The organism is Stenotrophomonas maltophilia, assembly GCF_039555535.1.
In the GTDB taxonomy this organism is placed as follows: Bacteria; Pseudomonadota; Gammaproteobacteria; order Xanthomonadales; family Xanthomonadaceae; genus Stenotrophomonas; species Stenotrophomonas maltophilia_Q.
Genome location: NZ_CP154630.1, coordinates 3,166,313 through 3,185,156, shown reverse-complemented (window position 1 = coordinate 3,185,156; position 18,844 = coordinate 3,166,313). Strand labels below are relative to the sequence as shown.

Below are 18,844 nucleotides of genomic sequence, written 5' to 3'. Positions count from 1 at the left end.
CCGGCCGGACACCGGTCAGGGCGACGGGCAGTCCATTTCACGACACAGCTTGTATTCGGCCAGGCACTGCTCGGAGGTCTTGCCCAGCGGTCCATGTGATGTACGCAGGCACTGCTCGTACTTCAGGGTGCAGAACTCGCAGGAATCTGCAGCGAAGGCCAGGCCGGTCACGGCCATGCCAAGGAGCATCACGGTCTTCAAGGTCGTCTTGATCATCACGTCAGTCCTTTGTGTGCCCGTCAATGGGCCGGGCCACCATAGCAGCACTTGCTGGACGGTCCTGATGCGCTGCGGCACGCGCTGGTCTCAGTGCTGTACCGCCTTCAAGGCGTCGACCACCTGTGCTTCCGAAAAGCCACAATGCCCTTCGCCCACCGATGGCAGTACCCGTGGCGCCGGCCGCGCACCGGCGTGTGCGGCCAACTGCGGATACGCCGTCTGCATGTGCGGCACGATGGTCGGGTCGTTGTGGTTGAACTGGATCACCAGCGGGCGCTTCAGGGCGCCGGTCAGCGCCAGCGTCGCGCGCACCTTGGCCTGCGCGGCGGGTACAGCTTCGATGCGCTGCACCCCGGCATTGAATGCGGAGTCATCGCCGAAGCCGCTGTAGACCACGCCCCTGTTGCCGACCGGCATGCCACCGCTGCGTGTGGCCAGTTCATGCAGGACCAGGGCGTGCAGGCTGATCGTGCCGGCCACTTCGCCGCGGGAGACCTGCAGCCGCTGCGCCAGCAACGCGGCATGCGCCGGGTCGCGCTGCAGCGCAGTAGCGATTCCCTGGTACAGCTCACCCTGCGGCAGCAGGGCCGCTTCGCGCGATGCCAATCCGGTGCCCGGCAGCCCCTCCGCCTTGGGGAAGAAATAATCGAACGCGACCAGCGTGGTCAGCAGGTCGGCCGCGATCTGTTCGCCACTGAGATTGGCACCGCACAGCGACACGCCACCGGCATAGTGCTGCGGGAAGCGCTCGAGGCTGCCGATGGTCACGGCGCCGCCCATCGAGAAGCCCAGCATCCAGGTGTGCTGCACGCGCTTGAGTTCACCCAGCGCATGGTGTCGCAGGTGTTCCATGTCGTTGACCGCATCAGCCACCGCCCAGCCCTGGCCGGAATACGCGCTCTGCGCGACGGCGTAACCGGCGCCCAGCAGCGCTGCCGTGCTGTCGTTGGCGGCCATTGGCATGGTGCGCGGCACGCCCACGGGCTCATAGCCGTGGGCCAGCATCACCAGGTCGCCGTTCCAGTCTGCCGGTACATCCAGCCGCCAGGGGGCGCCCTGCAGCTCGCCGCTGAGCGTGCGTGGCGCCGAGGGTGGTGCTGCCAGCAATGCCGTCGAAGGAAGCAGCAGGCCAAGGGCGAGGGCACATCGAAGCAAGGGGCGCATCGTGGTCATTCCATGCGGGAATGGCGCCGAGCATAGATGCCAATGAAACGTTGCGCGCGCTGCACTGCCGCAGGGGGTTGCGGGCCGAAGAGGCGGCGCTCTACGCTGGCGGCATGGCCCCGCATGTCACCGCGTCGATTATCCGCATTCCCCACGGGAAGGCGGGGTAGCGCGCGGTCGTTACGGCCCTGCAACCCGCCCGGGAAGGCGGATTGCACGCAGCGCTCTCCCGGGAACTGGAATCCACCGAGGAGATCGTAGATGCAATACCCTTCACCCGCCGCCGACGGCGCAACCCTGCACCTGCTGTGCGGCAAGATTGGCGCAGGAAAGTCCACGCTGTCGCGGCAACTGGTGGCGAGGCCGCACCACGTGCTGATCAGCGAGGACGCATGGTTGGCAGCGCTGCACCCGGGCGAAATCCACTCCATCGCGGATTATCTGCAGCGCGCAGCCACGCTGCGCAGCGTGCTGACCGATCATCTGCGTGCGCTGCTGCAGGCCGGCGTTTCGGTGGCGCTCGATTTTCCCTTCAACACGCCCGCCACCCGCGCGTGGGCGCGTGAGGTGTTCTCGCCAGTGGGCGCCGCGCATCAACTGCACTTCCTCGATGTTGCCGACGAAGTCTGCAAGGCGCGGCTGCGTGCACGCAATGCGCGCGGCGAGCATCCCTTCCAGGCCAGCGATGAGGAATTCGAGCAGATCACCCGTCACTTCGTGGCACCGGCCAGGGAAGAAGGCTTCGTGGTAATCCGCCATACGGCGTAGGGGTGACCTGGAAGCGGATCAGCGCGCGGGCGCCGGTCCACCGCAGGCGACGCGATGCATGGGAAAGTCGATCGCCTGTGCCGGATTGTCCTGCGCGATCTCGATGCGCGCATGCGCCCGCTGCTCGTCCAGGCGCCGGTAGCGGATGCGCTGCGGAAAGTCGTTGGTCGGGTTCTCGAACACCGCCTCGTTGCCATCGACCCGCGTGGCGTTGAAGTCCGTGGCGTTCTGGCCAGAGGGCAGGGCGGTCAGCACCAGGCGCCCATCATCGTGCTGGCGCAGTTGCATGAATTCGAAGCCGACGGTTCGCCCGTCACGCAGGCTGCGGCTGCTGCCGAACAGGGTGTTTCCAGCAAGGCTGGACCACTGCTCGCCGGCGCCGGGCGGCTGCCCGTCAAGTTGCCAGCAGCCGGCCAGCCAGGCCAGGTGTTCGATCTTCGACGGCGGCGAGGCCTGTGCGTGGGCCACCGCAAGCAGCAGCGTCAGCAGGGCCGGGGCGATGCGGATCGACATCGGTGCCTCCATGCGCGGGAATCTGGGGCCTGTATAGCGCCCGGTGGACCGCCCGGCCAGTGCCCTCCTTTCCTGCAGTGATTCCGATACGATCTGTCGCACTGAGCCTGTCTCGCTTGACCCAACGTCCCGCCATGGTCGATCGCCTCGCCATTCTGCTTGAACGCTTCGCGGTCACCGCCTCGGTGTTCCATGCCGGTGCGCTGTGCGGCATCAACACGCTGGACGGCGAGGATGAGGCCGGCCAACTGCACCTGGTGCGACGTGGCCCGCTGCGGGTCAGTCATGGCCAGCAGACCGTACAGGTCGAGGTGCCCAGCCTGCTGCTGTACCCGCGCCCGATGCCGCACCGCTTCAGTACCGATCCTCAGCAGGGCGCCGACATGGCCTGCGCGAACCTGCATTTCGAAGGCGGCCGGCTGAATCCGATCAGTGCCGCGCTGCCTGATTTCATCTGCCTGCCACTGGCCGAGCTGTATGGCGGCAAGGCGGCCCTGGAGTTGTTGTTCGAAGAAGCGTTCGAGCAGCGTTGCGGGCGAGCGGCGATGGTCAACCGTCTGTTCGAGGTGGTGATGATCCAGGTGCTGCGCCAGCTGATGGAAGGTGGCGAAATGCGCGGCGGTCTGTTCGCTGGGCTTGGCCATCCGCGATTGCGGCTGGCGCTGGTGGCGATGCATGAAGCCCCGGCGCAGGGATGGACGCTGGAAGATCTGGCCGAGGTGGCCGGGATGTCACGCAGCGTGTTCGCCGCCAGCTTCCGCGAAGCGATGGGGACCACCCCGGGCCAGTACCTGCAGGGCTGGCGGGTTGGGCTGGCACAGCAGGCGCTGCGCCAGGGCCGGCCGCTGAAGCGGATTGCCGACGAGGTGGGCTATGGCAGCGAGGCGGCACTCTCGCGCGCGTTCAAGGCGCACACGGGGCAGTCACCACGCGAATGGCGCGGACAGGCGCGTGCTGGCGCGGCCTGAGCCTCAGCCCAGGACCAGCCGGGCCAGCTTCATGCCACCGAACAGGCCGGCCAGGCCCAGTGCCACCGAGCCACCGGCATACAGCGCGGCCAGCCCATGCTGGCCGCGCTGCAGCAGCAGGCCGATCTCCAGCGCATAGGTGGAGAACGTGGTGTAGCCGCCGAGGATGCCGGTGGCGAGCAGCAGGCGCAGCTGCGGCGAGGCGCCATTGCGCATCGCGAAGACCTCGACAACCACGCCCATCAGCAGCGCGCCGCTGATGTTGATCAGGAAGGTCGACCACGGCCAGGGGCTGCCGACGGCCACCCGGGCGCCGATCAGGTTGCAGGCATGGCGAAGGCAGGCGCCGATGCCACCTCCGATGAAGACCAGGACATAGTTGTTCAGCGTTTGCATCGCGTGCCTCGAGTGCAGGGTCGATGGCGAACGCCGAGGGCAGGCACGGCCTGCCATCGACGAACACCGGGTTCGTCTTGGCAGGAGCCATCAGCCTTCTCAGGCGGTTATCGGGGGAGCCCCATCCCCATCGTGGTCCATGCTACCAGCGGTAGTGCATTCACGTCATCGAGGTGGTCAGCACGCGGGCGACCTTGCTGCGGCTGAAGCCATCCATCAGCAGTTCGAACGCGAGCAGGTCCAGCGCCGCGTGGCGGCGGTGGTCGATTTCCAGGCCATTCTCGGCCACCAGGTGACTGACCAGCTCGTAGGCGTCCTGCCATACATCCAGGTGGGCCTGGCTGGGAATGTAGGCGTTACCCGGCTCCCCGACGCCGCGCCCGTTCACTCCGTACAGCAGCTCGCGTGCGTCCAGCTTGGCCGCATCTGCGATGCGGAACAGCTGCTCGGCTTTCACATGGGACGCACTGACATGGTCGTTGAGCCAGTTGCTGATGGTTGCCGTGGTGGATTTGGCAGCGCGGGCCAGATCGGCCGGGCGGGGGTGCCCGGCTTTCTTCATGGCGGCGGCGAGTCGTTGGCCGAGAGTATTCATCTATGCAAGCCAGCTTAACGCGTGGAATGCGAAGAATCCTTGCCGCAAGAATAAGCCTGGTTAACAGAAGGGCAGACCATGACCGAATTCTGGAACAAGCGGCAGGTGCGCACGCGGCTGGGATTCCAGACCGATGCGGAGCTGGCGCGCTTCTTCGGCATCAGCCGTTCCGCAGTATCGCAATGGCCTAAAGACTTTCCGATTCCGGCTCTGCGGCAGTACATCCTGCATCAGCGCTACCCGAACCTGTTCCCCGCAACTGCCGCCGCCGAAGTCGAATCCATCTGAATGACGCCGCCTTTTGTCGCATTTAGCACGCTAAGCACATTCTGTTAAGTACACTTAGCAAAATAGGAAAAACTGATCGTTCTGGCAGTACCGATCGTCGACGCCTACCGGCTGCCGTGCCAGGTGCCTGGGTCGCGTTGTCGGCTTCACCCCATCCGGGAGGGGCGGGGTCCCGTATGTAGTTTCGTGAACGATTAATAATTTCAATCGCGAAAGTCGCTGCATGTAATTGACCTGTCGTGAAATCTGTGACTAATTTGGATCAACCGGACGTGAAGCCCGGGAGTCTTTCAGTAGCACGCAAGTGAGTCGGTAGACCGTCAACGATGCAGAACAAGTCCAACGGAGGTCGTATGGAATACGGCATGCATGGCTTGGCTGAACGGGTACGCCGCGAACTGGAAGCCAGCTATCACAAACACGGATGCGGTCCGGCGTTCTGGGATACCTACCAGCAGGTGCTGGACCGGCTCGTCCCGCAGGGAACCGAGCGTACCGAGTTCACCAACGAAATGGCGCTGATCATCGAGCAGTTGGGCATTGTCCGACGTGCGCAGCTGGTTCCGCCGCACGCCGACGGGCCGCGTTGATTCAGAACAAGCGCCAGGCGCCGAATGCAAGCAGCGTCAGCATCAAGCACAGCAGGGCCAGGGTCCGGGGTCGCCACCAGCGCTTCTGTTGCCCGGCCATCGCCTGCGGACTGCAGTAACGCACCAGCCCCGGACCGAACCCGGCCCGGTGCTGTTGCTGTGCGCAGGCTTCCAGACACGCGCCGCAGGCCAGGCAGTCGGCCTGCGGCCCCTGGCGGATGTCCAACTGCATCGGGCAGGCGCTGACACAGGCGGCACAATCGGTGCAGTCTCCGAGACGATCGGCGTTGAAGGTCGGCATCGGTCCGGCCAGCAGCGGGTGCGCGGCGCGGAACACGTAGTCCTGGGCGGTGGTCGGGTCGAGCAGGCCGCGACCCCGGCCCAGTACGCCGCCCAGCCCCGACGGGCGCGGCCCGCGCGGCTCGCCGCGTCGGGCGTCGTACAGCATGCGTGGCGTGTGTGGATCGGTCAGCAGCGGCTGCATGCGTGCGAATGGGCACAGCGAACGGCAGACCTGTTCGCGCAGGAAACCGGCATTGCCCCAGGTGGCGGCGGCGTAGAACAGCACCCAGAAGGTCTCCCAGCCGCTCCAGCCGGCACGCGGCGCTGCGATCACCAGCTCGGCGATCGGGCTGAACAGGCCCACGAAGGTAATGCCGGTCCACAGTGAGAGCAGCCCCCAGGCCAGCTGCGTGGCCGCGCGCGCAACGCGTGCCGGAAGCGTGCGGACCATGCCGTCGGCGATCCAGTCGAAGGTGCGGCGCCACAGTGTCTGCGGGCAGGCATGGCCGCACCAGATGCGCCCGGCGAGGTGGGTGAGCAGGGCAAGGCCCACCGCGAGCACCGCCAGCAGGCCGATCAGCACGCCGACGTCGTTGGGCCACAGGGTCCAGCCGAACAGGTCGAAGCGCCGCGCGTTGATGTCCAGCAGCAACGCCTGCCGCCCGTCCCAGCGCAGCCACGGCAGGGCGTAGAACAGTGCCAGCAGGGCAGTGCTGAGCGTGCCGCGCCAGTGCCGGGGCCTGGTTCTCGAGGTAGGGCGCGCGCTCATCCCAGTGGCAGCTCGTCGTCGTCGTCACTGGGCATGGGGCGTTGCAGGTACCAGGTGACCGCGCTGGACAGCGCCGTCACCGTCCAGAACATGAAGAAGCCTGCGGTATAGCCCAGCTCGCGGCTGATGGAGGTGTCCGGGAAACTGATTGCCTGCAGGCGCAGGGGATCGACGAAGGCGAAGAACACCACGCTGGCCACGCCCGCGGCGATGAAGCTGGGCCAAAGGATGGCGCCCCAGTGCTGGATCAGCTGCTGGCGGCGGCTGGGAGGGGGTCTGTTCATGCTGTCCCGGATCGAAAAGTGGGCGGCGCGTATACTCCGCCGAGGTTGGCGCAGCATCCGCAGGGCATGCTTCCTGCAGGCGTGCCAGCCTAGGTGCAGCCGACTGCGCCGACATTGATCTGGATCAACGGTGGTGCCGCCTCGCTGCGGCACACTGCCGGCACGCTTTGGGTACCCCGATGAACGCAACACCGCCGCCTGTTCTCCCCGTCGCCTCGCCTGGGTTGTGTACCGAGCAGGAGGTGACCCGCCTGGTCCACGACTTCTACGCGCGCGTGCGCGAGGAAGAGCGCCTCGGGCCGGTGTTCGAGGCGCATGTGCACGACTGGCCAGAGCACCTGGCACAGCTGGTCGACTTCTGGTCGGCGATGCTGCGCGGTACCCGCCGCTTCAAGGGCTCGCCGATGTCCAAGCACATGGCCATCGAGCTGGACAAGGACCTGTTCGACCGCTGGCTGGTGCTGTTCCGGATCACCACGGCCGAATGCGACAACCCGGCGATGCAGGAACTGGCCAACGACGTGGCCGCACGCATCGGCGATACCTTCTGGAAGCGCTACCAGATGCTGCGCTGGCCCCAGGTCGGGCTGCCGGTGCTGGGGATCGCCGCCAAGGATTGATCTGGGTCAAGGCGGCAGCGGCCGTCCGGCGCGATGCTGGTGGCATGGACACGTTCTCTCCCGCCGCCGGTGGCCTGGCTTGGACCTTCGACCCCGACCTTCTGCGCCGGCATGACCGGCCGGGGCCACGCTACACCTCGTATCCGACCGCGCCGCACTTCCACGATGGCTTCGATGCACCGGCGCTGCGCCAGGCGATTGCCGACAGCAACAAGCTGGCACGCGCGCTGTCGCTGTACGTGCATGTGCCGTTCTGTTCCAGCCCGTGCTTCTACTGTGGCTGCAACCGGGTGATCACCCGCGATCGCGGTCGTGGCCACAGCTATGTTTCGCGCCTGCTGGCCGAGGCCGATCTGCTGGCACCACAGTTCGATGACGGTCGCGAGGTCATCCAGCTGCATCTCGGCGGCGGTACGCCGAATTTCCTGGATGCCGAGGCGATGACCACGCTGGTGGAAGGCCTGCGCCGTCGCTTTGACTTCAGCGATTCGCCGCAGCGCGATTTTTCGATCGAGCTCGATCCGCGCTTCATCGATGCCCGCGACGTGGGGATGCTGGCGCGGCTGGGGTTCAACCGGGCCAGCCTGGGCGTGCAGGATTTCGACCCGTTGGTGCAGGAATCGATCAACCGCGTGCAGGGCGTGCAGCAGACCCTGGACATCCTCCGTGCGTGCCGCGACAGCGGCATGCGTTCGGTAAACGTCGACCTGATCTACGGCCTGCCCGGGCAGAGCCTGGAGGGATTCGGGCGAACCCTGGACGGGGTACTGGCGCTGCGCCCCGACCGCCTGGCGGTCTATGGCTACGCGCACCTGCCGCATCTGTTCCGCGCGCAGAAGCAGATCGACGAAAGCCGGTTGCCCTCTCCAGAAGACAAGCTGGCGCTGCTGGGGCTGGCGGTGGAGAAGCTCTCCGCGGCCGGCTACCAGTACATCGGCATGGATCATTTCGCATTGCCGGAGGAGGATCTTTCACGCGCGCAGCGTGCCGGCCAGCTGCATCGCAACTTCATGGGCTACACCACCCACGCCGATACCGATTTGCTCGGCCTGGGCGTCAGTGCGATCAGCCATATCGGTGCCACCTACAGCCAGAATCCACGTGACCTGCCGTCGTGGGAGGACGCGGTGGACCAGGGACAGTTGCCGGTCTGGCGCGGTGTCGCGCTGAGTGCCGACGACCAGCTGCGCGCGGAGCTGATCCAGCAGCTGATGTGCCAGGGCGAGGTGGATGGTGCAGTGCTGGGGCAGCGCCACGGCGTGGATTTCCAGCAGTACTTTGCCGAAGACCTGCGTGCGGTGCAGCGGCTGCAACAGGACGGCCTGGCCGAGTACCGGGAGGGGGTCGTGCGCGCCAGCGAGCCGGGGCGACCACTGCTGCGGTTGCTGGCGATGTGCTTTGACCCCTACCTGCGCGCCGCACACGAGCAACCACGCTACTCGCGTGCGATCTGATCGCTCAGGGCTTTTTGCCGACGCCGCGTTCTGGATGACGGGCGGCCATGCCACCACTGGCGGTGGTGCGCCACCTGCCGCTCAGGTCACGTGTGCTGGTGGAGCGCGCACCGTTGCTGTACTGCGTGATGACCCTGCCGCTCAGGTCGGTGCTGGTGTCGGACTAGCTGCCGTCGCTGTAGGTGCTGCGATTGCGGCCACTGAGGTCAGAGGTGGTGGGCGAGCGGCTGCCGTCACTGTGCTCGGCGATCACGCGCTTGGACAGATCGCGCGTGATGCGGCTGGAAGACCCATCGCTGTAGCGGATGTCCACGCTTCCGTCGCGATTGTGGCGGCTGTCGGAGTAGGACTGCGCCAGCGCCGGAAGGCTGATCACGCACAGCAGGGGGAGTATCAGGACAGACAGCTTCATGTGCGGGTTCCTTGTGCAATGCCCCGAAGGGCGGACGCCATCCTGCGCTGCGATGTTGGTGCCCGGAGCCGGAATCGAACCGGCATGGGGTCGCCCCCGGCGGATTTTAAGTCCGATGCGTCTACCAGTTTCGCCATCCGGGCCTGCAGCGCGGCGCCGATTGTAGCCCACCTGCAGCGCGACGACCGGATCGCGTCGCGGCGGTGACGTGCTTAACTGTTATCCCTGTTCATGTCATAGTCCCAGCCATCGTTCCCAGGGGGGGAGCCACCCGATGTCGCTGCACGCGATTGCCTATGCCAGTGAGGCCCGCGCCGATCTGCGGACAACCGATCTTGATCGCCTGCTGGCCGATGCCACGGCCTTCAATCGTGTAGCCGGCGTCACCGGTGTGCTGATGTTCGACGGCAGCCGCTTCCTGCAGTATCTGGAAGGCCCCGAAGATGGCATCGATTCGGTGTTCCAGCGCATCGCCAATGCACGCAGCCATGCGCAGATGAGGGTGTTGTGCCGCGCGCCGGTACTGCAGCGTGCGTTCCCGCGCTGGTCGATGGGCACGCGGCGGATCGATGCGGACCTGCTGACCCAGATCGTTGACGCGCCGTGGCCGGGTTTCCTGCTGGGTAGTGGAGGTTTCGAGCGCCTGCTGCAGGCCTGGACCGGTGCCGATGGCGAGCTGGAACCCGCTGCGGTCGCGCTGGGCTCTTGAGCCCGCCTTGGCGGCGGGGTACCGGGGCCGTTAGGCTGTAGCCTTCCTCGTGCGGGTTTTCCGGAGTGGTACAGCGAATGAGTGGGTTGGCCGAAGCCATGGCAGCACGCATCAGGTTTCACCCGGTGCACGGGATGTGCCGATGAGCGTGCCCGTTGCCGCGGCGGTGACGCCGCGTTTCGCTGTGATCGGCCTGGGTTACGTCGGCCTGCCGTTGGCGGTGGCGTTTGGCCGGCACTGGCCGACACTGGGCTTTGACATCGATGCCGGCCGCATCGCCGAGCTGCGCGGTGGCCGCGATCACACGCTGGAGATGGAGGCTGACGAGCTGGCCGAAGGCACGCATCTGCAGTACGGCAGCGATCCTTCGCTGCTCGATGCCTGCAACGTCTATATCGTCACCGTGCCTACCCCGATCGACGCCTACGAGCAGCCCGACCTGGAGCCATTGCGTTCGGCCAGCCGCCTGATCGCCAGCCATCTGCGCACGGGCGATCTGGTGATCTACGAATCCACGGTGTATCCCGGCACCACCGAAGAGGTCTGCGTGCCGCTGCTCGAGCAGGGCTCGGGCCTGCGCTTCAACGAGGATTTCTACTGCGGCTACAGCCCGGAGCGGGTCAGCCCTGGCGATCGCCAGCGGCGCCTGGCCGACATCCGCAAGATCACCTCCGGCTCGACGCCCGAGGTCGCGGCGGTGATTGATGGCCTGTACCAGCGCATCATCGACGCCGGGACCTTCCCGGCGCCGTCGATGCGCGTGGCCGAAGCAGCGAAGGTGGTCGAGAACATCCAGCGCGACGTCAACATCGCGCTGGTCAACGAGCTGGCGCTGATCTTCGACCGGCTCGGCATCGATACCCAGGACGTGCTCGATGCGGCGGGCAGCAAGTGGAACTTCCTGCCATTCCGGCCCGGCCTGGTGGGGGGGCATTGCATCGGCGTGGATCCGTATTATCTGCTGCACAAATCCGAAAGCGTGGGCTACCACCCGGACCTGATCCACACCGCACGCCAGGTCAACAACCGCGTCGGCGAGCACGTCGCCGCGCGGGTGCTGGCCATGCTGGCCGAGCGTGGCCGCGCACCCGCGCAGTCGCGTGTCCTGGTGCTGGGCGTGACCTTCAAGGAGGACTGCCCGGACCTGCGCAACAGTCGCGCGCTGGAACTGGCCCAGCGACTGCGCGATGCTGGTGCCGAGGTGGAAGTCAGCGACCCGTGGGTGGGCCCGGCGGCGCTGGCCGAGGCCGGCGTGCAGTGGCTGGCCGAGCCGGTTCCAGGCGGCTATGACGCGGTGGTGCTGGCGGTGGCCCATGCCCGCTTCAAGGCCATGGATGAAGCGGCCATCCGGGGCCTGCTTGCACCGGGTGGGCTGGTCTACGACGTGAAATCGGCCTGGCCGCGCAACGTGGTTGACGGTCGCCTGTAAGCCTGGGCGGCGGGCAGCGCGGTAGACTCGGGAGCAGTTGCAACCGAGGAAAGCCATGCACCGGTATATCGTCTACCTGCTCGCCATCCTGATGTTCCCGATATGCCTGTGGCTGGCCACGATATGGCCGGCCTGGTATTGGGGCGTCGGCCTGACTGCCGCGATGGTGGCATTGGGGACCTGGGATCTGCTGCAGAAGCGCAGCACGCTGCGCCGCAACTATCCGGTGTTGGCGCATTTCCGCTACGGGCTCGAATCGATCGGACCGGAAATCCGCCAGTACTTCGTGCAGAGCGACCTGGAGGACGTGCCGTTCTCGCGCCAGCAGCGCGCGCTGATCTACCAGCGCTCCAAGAACGAGATGGACACGGTACCGTTCGGCACCCTGCGCAGCACCTATGCGGTGGACTACGAGTGGATCAACCATTCACTGGCACCGACTGCCATCGCCAAGCATGACTTCCGCGTGCTGATCGGTCCGAACTGTGCCAAGCCCTATTCGGCCAGCGTGTTCAACATCTCGGCGATGAGCTTCGGTTCACTGTCGGCGAATGCGATCCGCGCACTGAACGAAGGCGCGCGGCGCGGTGGTTTCTACCACGACACCGGCGAAGGCTCGATCTCGCCCTACCACCGCGAGATGGGCGGTGACCTGGTGTGGGAAATCGGCTCGGGCTACTTCGGTTGCCGCGACGAGAAGGGCGGTTTCAGCGAGGAACGCTTCGTTGCCAATGCCACCCATGACCAGGTCAAGATGATCGAGATCAAGCTGTCGCAGGGTGCCAAGCCAGGCCATGGCGGCGTGCTGCCAGCGCCGAAGGTGACCGCCGAGATTTCGGTGACGCGCGGTGTGCCGATGGGCGTGGACTGTGTGTCGCCGTCGCGTCATTCTGCGTTCTCCACGCCGGTGGAGCTGTTGCAGTTCGTCGCCCGCCTGCGCGAGCTGTCCGGTGGCAAGCCGGTTGGTTTCAAGCTGGCCATCGGCCACCCGTGGGAGTGGTTCGGCATCGCCAAGGCGATGCAGGAAACCGGGCTGCTGCCGGACTTCATCGTGGTGGACGGCGCCGAAGGCGGCACCGGCGCGGCACCGGCCGAGTTCGTCGACCATGTCGGCGTGCCGATGCACGAGGCGCTGCTGCTGGTACACAACACCCTGGTCGGCCTCGACCTGCGCGAGCGCATCCGCATCGGTGCGGCCGGCAAGATCACCAGTGCGTTCGACATCGCGCGCACCATCGCGCTGGGCGCCGACTGGTGCAATGCCGGCCGGGGCTTCATGTTCGCGCTGGGCTGCATCCAGTCGCTGAGCTGCCATACCGACAAGTGCCCCACCGGCATCGCCACCCAGGACCCGGCGCGCTGGAAGCATCTGGATGCAACGGACAAGGCCACCCGCGTGTACAGCTACCACGAGCATACGCTGCATGCCTTGAAGGAACTGTTGTGTGCCGCGGGCCTGAATGATCCGGCTGAACTCGGGCCGGAACACATCCTGCGCCGTGTTTCGCCGGTGGAGATCCGTTCGCTGGCCTCGCTGTACCGTTACCTGGAACCGGGCGAGCTGCTGCACAAGGTGCCGGACCACGCCGTGTTCCATGCGTTCTGGGCCGATGCGCGCAGCGATTCCTTCCAGCCGCCGCCGAAGATCCAGGCGCTGCGCGCCAGCAAGTCGCGATGACGTGATGTTGTAGAGCCGAGCCCATGCTCGGCTGCTTCTCGATCACGCATCGCGATGTTGCAACGAAGAACAGCCGAGCATGGGCTCGGCTCCACAAGGAGATGTCATGCAGTTCAGGACCGGCACCATGGATGACGTGGCCATGTTGTGGGCGCTGCGCACGCGGTGCGTGCGGGAGACCTGCAGCAGTCATTACCCGCCTGAGGTCATTGCGCCCTGGTCTGCCTCGCCGCCACCGTCGCAGTACGCGCGGCTGTTGTCGCAGGGTGGCTGCGTGGTGGCCGAGGACGAGCAGGGCGGTCTGCTCGGCTTTGGCGTGTTCGATGTCGATGCCAATGAAGTCGATGCGTTGTTCGTTGATCCCGATCGTGGCGGCCAGGGCATCGGCCAGGCGCTGATGCAGCGGTTGCTGGCAATGGCCGATCGTGAGCGTGAGGTGGTGCTGTCGGCCTCGCTCAATGCCGTGCCGTTCTATCAGCGGCAGGGGTTCATCAGCGTGAGCGAAAAGGCCTACCCACATCCCAGCGGCGTGGCGCTGGCGTCGGTGAGCATGCGCCGGCCGTGGTGAGTGCCCGTTTTCTGCGTTCTGTAGAGCCGAGCCCACGCTCGGCTGCTTTTGATTCAAGCCGAGCGTGGGCTCGGCTCTACAGGTAGCGCAGTCGAGCATGGCTCGACGCTACAAGGCAGGCGTCACCGCTCCGCCAGCCACCCGATCACGCCTTCAGCAGCACGCAGGCCACTGGCGTAGCACGCGGTCAACAGGTAGCCGCCGGTGGGGGCTTCCCAGTCCAGCATCTCGCCGGCGCAGAACACGCCGGGCACTGCCCGCAGCATCAGGCCGTCATCCATCGCATCCAGGCGCACGCCACCGGCGGTGCTGATCACTTCGGCCATCGGCCTTGGCCGCAGCAGGCGCAGCGGCAGGTGCTTGAGCGTGGCAGCCACGGCCGGTAGATCGTTGCCGGCCTCCTTGCCAAGACTCTCGAACACCAGTGCGGCCTTCACCGCATCCAGGCCCGCCTGGCGGCGCAGGTGTTCGCCGAAGCTGCGGCCCTTGCGCGGACGCGACAGGTCGGCCAGCAGGCGCGCTTCGTCGCGGCCGGGCACCAGGTCCAGCCACAGCATGGCGTGGCCATCGCGGTTGATGGTCTCGCGCAGGTCCGCTGCCAGCGCATAGACCAGGCTGCCTTCGATGCCGTACTCGCTGACCACGCATTCGCCCTGCAGCGACTGTGGCTGTCCGGCCAGGTCGATCCAGTGTGCAACTACCGGCTTCAACGGTGCACCGGCATTGCGCTGGGCGAAGAACGGGGTCCAGTCCACGTCGAAGCCGCAGTTGGCTGACTGCAGTGGCGCGATGTCCACGCCACACGCCTGCAGTGGCGCAACCCAGGCGCCGTCGCTGCCCAGCTGCGGCCAACTGCCGCCGCCCATCGCCAGTACCGTGGCATCGGGGTGCACACCGATTTCCCCCGCCTCGGTGGCAAAGCGCAGGGCGCCGTCGTCGCTCCAGCCGATCCAACGGTGGTTGGCATGCAGGCGCACACCCTGATCCTTCAACCGGCGCACCCAGCCGCGCAGCAGCGGCGCTGCCTTGCGGTCGACCGGGAACACCCGGCCAGAGCTGCCCACGTAGGTCTCCACGCCGAAGCCGGCGGCCCAGTCGCGCAATGCCTGCGCGTCGAAGCCATCCAGCCAGCTGCCGACCACGGCGGCCTGCTCGCGGTAGCGGCTGTCGAACAACGGCCGCGGATCGGAATGGGTGAGGTTGAGCCCGCCCTTGCCGGCGATCAGGAACTTGCGGCCGGGTGACCCCTTGGCCTCGTACAGGTCGACCTCCAGCCCAGCGGTGCGCAGGCGCTCGGCGGCGAACAGGCCGGCCGGGCCGCCGCCGATGACGGCGACCCGCTGGGGCAGTGCGGTATTACGGTTTGACATCGAGCAGCTCGACGTCGAACACCAGCGACGAGCCGGCCGGGATCGGGCCGACGCGGCGGTCGCCGTAGCCGTAGTCCGGCGGGATCATCAGGGTGCGCTTGCCGCCTACCTTCATGCCGGCCACGCCCTCATCCCAGCCGCGGATGACCTGACCTGCGCCCAGCGCGAACGTGAACGGTTCGCCACGGCTGACCGAGCTGTCGAAGGTCTTGCCGTGCTTGGTTTCGGTGCGGTTGTCGTAGATCCAGCCGGTGTAGTGCACGGTCACCTTGCTGCCGGAGACGGCTTCGGCGCCGGTGCCGGGCACAGTATCGATGCGCTCGAAGGTGGTCAGAGTGCCCCCGGGCGGCGGGCCGGACGGTTCGGTCGTGCAGCCAGCGGCGGCGAGGGACAGCAGCAGGGGAAGCAGCAGGCGGCGCATCAGGCGTCTCCGGAAGGGCGCAGGGCGAGGGCGGCAAGGGTAGCGCATCGGCGCCGGGTATCATGGGTACATGGCAAAACTCCTGCTCAATCTGCGCAATGTCGGTGACGACGAATATGCCGATGTCTGCACGCTGCTCGACCAGCACGGCATCGCCTGGTATCGCACCGAACCCAGCCCGTGGGGCATTTCCAATGGCGGCCTGTGGCTGCGCGAGGACGCTGATCATCCGCGCGCGAAGGCGCTGATGGCCGAGTACCAGGCCGAGCGCGGTCCTCGTATCCGCGCTGAGCGTGAGCAGGCATTGCGTGATGGCACCGCCGAGACCTTCGGCAGCCTGTTCCGGCGACGGCCGGTCTATGTGGTGCTGGTGCTGCTGGGGATGGTGGGTGCAGCGGCGCTGGTGCTGCTGCCGTTCGTGCTGTTGCGGGGGTAAGGGGTTTCGGCCGGGTTGCACCCGGCACCCGCAGACGCAACCGCAACGTCAAAAGCTGGTTTCCGTGGGATGGCGTGGCGGTGTGGACAGGCGGGACACGCCGTGAACCCGTCCGTGGGGGCTCGATGGCGCCATCCATGGCGCCAACGGTCCCGCCTGCCCACACCGCCACGCCTCTGACAGTTCCCCGCGGCTGTTGGTAGGTGTCGACCTTGGTCGACACAGCAGATCCACGCCATGCGTGGATGAACGTGAAAATCTGACCCTTTGGCTGTCTGGCGCTAAAATGGCGGGATGATCGCCAATACCGCTGCCTACCATTTCGCCGTCATCGACGCCCCCCAGGCCCTGTGCGACCAGCTGCTGGCGCGTGCCGAGGCGGCGGAGCTGCGCGGCACGATCCTGGTGGCGCGCGAGGGGTTGAACCTGTTCCTGGCCGGCGCGCCGCAGGCCATCGAGGGCTTCTATGCGGCGCTGCATGCCGATGCGCGTTTCGCCGACATGCGGGTCAAGACCAGCCTGAGCGAGCACCAGCCGTTCGCGCGGCTGAAGGCCAAGGTGAAGGACGAGATCATCAGCTTCCGCCGCGATGATGGCCAGCCGCTGGACTATCCGCGTGCGCCGGCGGTCGATCCGGCCACGGTGCAGCGGTGGCTGCGCCAGGGGCATGACGACGCCGGCAAGCCGGTGGTGATGCTCGACACGCGCAATCTGCAGGAGGTGGAGTACGGCACCTTCAAGGACGCGCTGGTGCTGCCCATCCACAAGTTCACCGACCTGCCCGGGGCGCTGGCGCCGCACCGCGAGGCGCTGAAGGACAGCACCGTGGTCAGTTTCTGCACCGGTGGCATCCGCTGCGAGAAGGCCGCGCTGTGGATGGTCAACGACGGCATGGACAATGTGCTGCAGCTCGACGGCGGCATCCTCGGTTACTTCGAGGCAGTGGGCGGCGAAGGCTACGAGGGGCGTTGCTTCGTGTTCGATGAGCGCGTGGCGCTGGATGCAGAATTGAAGCCCATGGTCGATCAGCCGCTGCCGGAGCCGCGCCCGAGCGCGTTCTGACCGTGCTTCCGTAGAGCCGAGCCCATGCTCGGCTGCTGTTGGTCGACGAATGGCAGCCGAGCACGGGCTCGGCTCTACACGATCCGGCGGGCGATGAACCGGCCACACGGGAATCAGCATCCCGCCACCGTCACTGGCCGTTGCGCACGGCCGACCCCATGCATGGGGAATCCTGTGACGGAAAACCGCCTGATGATCCCGTTGTCGATCCTTGACCTGGCCCCGGTCTGCGAGGGCAGTGACACCACCGCCGCCTTCGCCAACATGCTGGAACTGGCCCAGCACGCCGATGCACTGGGCTATCGCCGCTACTGGCTGGCCGAACACCACAACATGCCCGGCATCGCCAGTGCGGCCACCGCCGTGCTGATCGGCCATGTGGCCGGGGGCACGAAGCGCATCCGCGTCGGTGCCGGCGGCATCATGCTGCCCAACCATGCGCCGCTGCAGGTGGCCGAGCAGTTCGGCACGCTGGCCTCGCTGTATCCGGACCGCATCGACCTCGGCCTGGGTCGCGCACCCGGCACCGATCAGCCGACCGCGCGTGCACTGCGCCGCTACTTCGACAGCGCCGATCAGTTCCCGCAGGACGTTCGCGAACTGCTGCACTACTTCGAACCGGTAGAGCCCGGGCAGGCAGTGCAGGCGGTTCCGGGTGGGGGGCTGCGGGTGCCGACCTGGATCCTCGGTTCGAGCCTGTTCGGCGCGCGCATGGCCGCCTCGATGGGCCTGCCGTACGCGTTCGCCTCGCACTTCGCGCCCGACGTGATGGACGAAGCGCTGGCGGTGTACCGCCGCGAGTTCCGCCCCTCGGCCACGCTGAAACAGCCGCACGCGATGCTGGCCTTGAACGTTGTCGCCAGCGACAGCGAAGCGGAATCGCGGCGTTTGTTCACCAGCCAGCAGCAGAGTTTCGTCAACCTTCGCCGCGGCCGTCCTGGCAAGATTCCGGCACCGATCGACGACATCGAGTCCTTCTGGGAACCGCATGAAAAGCTGGGCGTGGAGCGGGCATTGGCCTGCACCGTACTGGGTGATCCGCAGCAGGTGGCCGAGGGCATCGCCGCCTTCGTCGAACGGCACAAGCCCGACGAACTGATGCTCACCGCCAATCTGTACGACCACCGCGCTCGCCTGCGTTCGTTCGAACTGGCGATGCACGCCTGGCATGCCCGCCACGCGGGCTGAACAATTGCGTCACGGCCTGTTGCGGCCGAACCGCGTCTGATGGGGCCTCCTACTTCTGGAGTCCCCACCATGGCCGAGACCCGCGCCGAACACATTGCCCAGCTGGCCGAACTGATCAAGGACGTGGAGGTGGCGATGTTCACCACCACCGGCGTCGACGGGCGACTCTACAGCCGGCCGCTGGCCACCCAGCAGGTCGCCTTCGACGGTGACCTTTGGTTCGTGATCACCGGCGACAGCCCGAAGGTGGCCGAGATCGCGCTCGATCCGCGGGTCAACGTGGCCTACGCCTCTCCATCGAAGAACACCTACGTGTCGGTGGCGGGGCGCGCGCGCGTGGTCGACGATCGCGCGAAGATCGAGGAGCTGTGGTCACCGGCGATGAAGCTGTTCTTCCCCGGTGGCAAGGATGACCCCAACCTGCGCCTGATCCATGTGCGCGCCGACAGTGCTGAATACTGGGATGGTCCGGGCACGCTGCTGGGCAAGGCGCTGACCTTCGTGCTGTCGGCGGTGCAGGACGAGCCGGCGGCGTTGGCCGACAACGGTTTCATTGATCTGCGCTGAGGGCACGCCCCATCCACGCATGGTGTGGATCTACTGAATCCAGATACCCGCATCCCCCCGGTAGATCCACGCCATGCGTGGATGGGGTGTGCCC

24 protein-coding genes, 1 tRNA gene and 1 riboswitch are annotated in these 18,844 nt (G+C 66.6%); of the genes, 14 read left to right on the top strand and 11 right to left on the bottom strand.

Annotated elements, in window-relative coordinates; all coding sequences use genetic code 11:
* Positions 1-15: 15 nt before the first annotated feature.
* Together AASM09_RS14725 and AASM09_RS14720 are read right to left on the bottom strand one after the other, a co-directional pair.
* Positions 16-216, bottom strand: coding sequence for a hypothetical protein (locus tag AASM09_RS14725; protein WP_049430627.1), 201 nt, complete (start codon positions 214-216; stop codon positions 16-18).
* Positions 217-306: 90 nt separating this feature from the next.
* Positions 307-1,383, bottom strand: a complete 1,077-nt coding sequence (locus AASM09_RS14720; RefSeq protein ID WP_049430629.1) for an alpha/beta hydrolase family protein — start codon at positions 1,381-1,383, stop codon at positions 307-309.
* A gap of 261 nt (positions 1,384-1,644) precedes the next feature.
* Here AASM09_RS14720 and AASM09_RS14715 point away from each other — a divergent pair, with 261 nt between their 5' ends.
* Positions 1,645-2,151 (top strand): AAA family ATPase, encoded by a 507-nt coding sequence (locus AASM09_RS14715; protein ID WP_049430630.1) that lies wholly within the window; start codon positions 1,645-1,647, stop codon positions 2,149-2,151.
* Positions 2,152-2,169: 18 nt separating this feature from the next.
* On the opposite strand, the gene AASM09_RS14710 is transcribed toward AASM09_RS14715, so the two are convergent.
* Entirely contained in the window at positions 2,170-2,664 is a 495-nt protein-coding gene (locus AASM09_RS14710; protein ID WP_049430632.1) for a DUF6265 family protein, read from the bottom strand.
* A 134-nt stretch (positions 2,665-2,798) separates the two neighbouring features.
* Between AASM09_RS14710 and AASM09_RS14705 the strand changes: the two genes are divergently transcribed.
* A complete protein-coding gene (locus AASM09_RS14705; RefSeq protein WP_100443624.1) occupies positions 2,799-3,632 on the top strand; it encodes an AraC family transcriptional regulator in 834 nt (277 codons plus the stop codon).
* Between the two features lie 3 nt (positions 3,633-3,635).
* On the opposite strand, the gene crcB is transcribed toward AASM09_RS14705, so the two are convergent.
* Positions 3,636-4,028 (bottom strand): fluoride efflux transporter CrcB, encoded by a 393-nt coding sequence (crcB, locus tag AASM09_RS14700; protein ID WP_049430634.1) that lies wholly within the window; start codon positions 4,026-4,028, stop codon positions 3,636-3,638.
* Positions 4,029-4,102: 74 nt separating this feature from the next.
* A riboswitch (Fluoride riboswitch) is annotated at positions 4,103-4,166 on the bottom strand.
* A gap of 22 nt (positions 4,167-4,188) precedes the next feature.
* The gene (locus tag AASM09_RS14695) at positions 4,189-4,590 is read right to left on the bottom strand and encodes a transcriptional regulator (RefSeq protein ID WP_005408921.1); all 402 of its coding nucleotides are present in this window, start codon (positions 4,588-4,590) and stop codon (positions 4,189-4,191) included.
* 111 nt (positions 4,591-4,701) lie between these two features.
* Here AASM09_RS14695 and AASM09_RS14690 point away from each other — a divergent pair, with 111 nt between their 5' ends.
* Positions 4,702-4,911 carry a hypothetical protein gene (locus AASM09_RS14690; RefSeq protein ID WP_049430635.1) on the top strand — a complete coding sequence of 70 codons (210 nt, stop codon included), beginning with the start codon at positions 4,702-4,704 and terminating at the stop codon, positions 4,909-4,911.
* A gap of 353 nt (positions 4,912-5,264) precedes the next feature.
* On the top strand, positions 5,265-5,501 hold the full coding sequence (locus tag AASM09_RS14685) for a hypothetical protein (RefSeq protein WP_005408923.1): 237 nt from the start codon (positions 5,265-5,267) through the stop codon (positions 5,499-5,501).
* A 1-nt stretch (position 5,502) separates the two neighbouring features.
* Here the strand turns inward: AASM09_RS14685 and AASM09_RS14680 are convergent, their stop codons facing one another.
* Both AASM09_RS14680 and AASM09_RS14675 read right to left on the bottom strand, forming a co-directional pair.
* Positions 5,503-6,552 carry a 4Fe-4S dicluster domain-containing protein gene (locus AASM09_RS14680; protein ID WP_049430637.1) on the bottom strand — a complete coding sequence of 350 codons (1,050 nt, stop codon included), beginning with the start codon at positions 6,550-6,552 and terminating at the stop codon, positions 5,503-5,505.
* Positions 6,549-6,836, bottom strand: coding sequence for a hypothetical protein (locus AASM09_RS14675; protein ID WP_049430638.1), 288 nt, complete (start codon positions 6,834-6,836; stop codon positions 6,549-6,551). Before AASM09_RS14675 ends, AASM09_RS14680 begins: the two co-directional genes overlap by 4 nt.
* Positions 6,837-7,015: 179 nt before the next feature.
* On the opposite strand from AASM09_RS14675, the gene AASM09_RS14670 reads away from it, so the two are divergent.
* Positions 7,016-7,456 carry a group III truncated hemoglobin gene (locus AASM09_RS14670; protein WP_049430639.1) on the top strand — a complete coding sequence of 147 codons (441 nt, stop codon included), beginning with the start codon at positions 7,016-7,018 and terminating at the stop codon, positions 7,454-7,456.
* Positions 7,457-7,500: 44 nt separating this feature from the next.
* Positions 7,501-8,910: an oxygen-independent coproporphyrinogen III oxidase gene (gene hemN / locus AASM09_RS14665; RefSeq protein WP_049430659.1), complete on the top strand. Its 1,410-nt coding sequence runs from the start codon at positions 7,501-7,503 to the stop codon at positions 8,908-8,910.
* A gap of 163 nt (positions 8,911-9,073) precedes the next feature.
* Here hemN and AASM09_RS14660 read toward each other — a convergent pair whose 3' ends face one another.
* Both AASM09_RS14660 and AASM09_RS14655 read right to left on the bottom strand, forming a co-directional pair.
* Positions 9,074-9,322 carry a hypothetical protein gene (locus tag AASM09_RS14660; RefSeq protein WP_049430641.1) on the bottom strand — a complete coding sequence of 83 codons (249 nt, stop codon included), beginning with the start codon at positions 9,320-9,322 and terminating at the stop codon, positions 9,074-9,076.
* 56 nt (positions 9,323-9,378) lie between these two features.
* Positions 9,379-9,465 (bottom strand) — tRNA-Leu (locus AASM09_RS14655).
* 131 nt (positions 9,466-9,596) lie between these two features.
* Here AASM09_RS14655 and AASM09_RS14650 point away from each other — a divergent pair.
* The 4 genes from AASM09_RS14650 (at position 9,597) to AASM09_RS14635 (ending at position 13,706) form a co-directional block, all read left to right on the top strand.
* A complete protein-coding gene (locus AASM09_RS14650) occupies positions 9,597-10,031 on the top strand; it encodes a BLUF domain-containing protein (protein ID WP_049430643.1) in 435 nt (144 codons plus the stop codon).
* A 142-nt stretch (positions 10,032-10,173) separates the two neighbouring features.
* Complete coding sequence (locus tag AASM09_RS14645) at positions 10,174-11,460, top strand: nucleotide sugar dehydrogenase (protein WP_049430646.1); 1,287 nt, start codon at positions 10,174-10,176, stop codon at positions 11,458-11,460.
* Positions 11,461-11,515: 55 nt separating this feature from the next.
* A complete protein-coding gene (locus tag AASM09_RS14640; protein WP_049430648.1) occupies positions 11,516-13,138 on the top strand; it encodes an FMN-binding glutamate synthase family protein in 1,623 nt (540 codons plus the stop codon).
* A 106-nt stretch (positions 13,139-13,244) separates the two neighbouring features.
* Positions 13,245-13,706, top strand: coding sequence for a GNAT family N-acetyltransferase (locus tag AASM09_RS14635; protein WP_049430650.1), 462 nt, complete (start codon positions 13,245-13,247; stop codon positions 13,704-13,706).
* Positions 13,707-13,828: 122 nt separating this feature from the next.
* Here the strand turns inward: AASM09_RS14635 and AASM09_RS14630 are convergent, their stop codons facing one another.
* Together AASM09_RS14630 and AASM09_RS14625 are read right to left on the bottom strand one after the other, a co-directional pair.
* Positions 13,829-15,076, bottom strand: coding sequence for a TIGR03862 family flavoprotein (locus AASM09_RS14630; protein ID WP_049430653.1), 1,248 nt, complete (start codon positions 15,074-15,076; stop codon positions 13,829-13,831).
* Positions 15,063-15,497 carry an FKBP-type peptidyl-prolyl cis-trans isomerase gene (locus tag AASM09_RS14625; protein WP_049430655.1) on the bottom strand — a complete coding sequence of 145 codons (435 nt, stop codon included), beginning with the start codon at positions 15,495-15,497 and terminating at the stop codon, positions 15,063-15,065. Before AASM09_RS14625 ends, AASM09_RS14630 begins: the two co-directional genes overlap by 14 nt.
* A gap of 70 nt (positions 15,498-15,567) precedes the next feature.
* On the opposite strand from AASM09_RS14625, the gene AASM09_RS14620 reads away from it, so the two are divergent.
* From AASM09_RS14620 to AASM09_RS14605, 4 genes are all read left to right on the top strand, one after another.
* Complete coding sequence (locus tag AASM09_RS14620; RefSeq protein ID WP_049430657.1) at positions 15,568-15,933, top strand: DUF6164 family protein; 366 nt, start codon at positions 15,568-15,570, stop codon at positions 15,931-15,933.
* A gap of 294 nt (positions 15,934-16,227) precedes the next feature.
* Positions 16,228-16,995 (top strand): sulfurtransferase, encoded by a 768-nt coding sequence (locus AASM09_RS14615; protein ID WP_100443623.1) that lies wholly within the window; start codon positions 16,228-16,230, stop codon positions 16,993-16,995.
* A gap of 192 nt (positions 16,996-17,187) precedes the next feature.
* Entirely contained in the window at positions 17,188-18,183 is a 996-nt protein-coding gene (locus AASM09_RS14610) for an LLM class flavin-dependent oxidoreductase (RefSeq protein WP_049428961.1), read from the top strand.
* A 69-nt stretch (positions 18,184-18,252) separates the two neighbouring features.
* Positions 18,253-18,750 carry a pyridoxamine 5'-phosphate oxidase family protein gene (locus tag AASM09_RS14605; protein ID WP_049428962.1) on the top strand — a complete coding sequence of 166 codons (498 nt, stop codon included), beginning with the start codon at positions 18,253-18,255 and terminating at the stop codon, positions 18,748-18,750.
* Positions 18,751-18,844 lie beyond the last annotated feature (94 nt).